This is a genomic window from Neglectibacter sp. X4 (assembly GCF_009917365.1).
In the GTDB taxonomy this organism is placed as follows: Bacteria; Bacillota; Clostridia; order Oscillospirales; family Acutalibacteraceae; genus Acutalibacter.
This window is the reverse complement of record NZ_QWLE01000306.1, coordinates 1-587: the sequence shown is the minus strand read 5'-3', so window position 1 is coordinate 587 and position 587 is coordinate 1. Positions and strand designations below refer to the sequence as shown.

The 587-nt window shown below is 38.7% G+C and carries 1 protein-coding gene; it reads left to right on the top strand.

Annotation, left to right across the window (positions count from 1 at the left end):
• Positions 1-587, top strand: a 587-nt coding sequence (locus tag D1841_RS18285) for a helix-turn-helix domain-containing protein (RefSeq protein ID WP_166554389.1), incomplete at both ends; no start/stop codon positions are given.

Here is a 587-nt window from a genome sequence, read left to right as displayed (position 1 = left end):
GGTACAGCATGGAAGAAACAATACGCAGTATACTTGGTCAGCGCATTCGTCACTACAGGAAACAAAAACATTACAGTTTGGCAGAATTTGCTCTACTCATTAACAAAAGTAAATCTTCCCTTTCAAAATATGAGCGTGGGGAAGTATCAATTGATGTGGAAACACTCATTATTATTGCAAAGAATCTTGATGTTCATATTTCACAGCTTCTTGACATGGACTATTTACTTCCAACTGAGAATTTATCACAAGAAACACCCGGTTCTTCACAACCAGGAAAAATCTATTATGTGTACGTACCCTCTCTCATACAGAAAAAAAACAAAGAGGTCAACATCTTGACCATAAATCAAGAAAAAGCTTCCTTTTATGGGCGTGTAGTCGACCCCACCGATTTTGCTAAGTGCACCTATTATTACACAGGAACAGTGCAGACTTTCGATTCATCCCAGAGGATTTTCCTCGCAAATACTGCAAATAAAAATGATTTGCTGGTTCTGGATCTTACCAGCAATTTTGGTACATCTTCAATTATCGTTGGTCTGTTCTGCAGTCTTTCCCTTGGTCGATACGATTCCTTTGTCAGC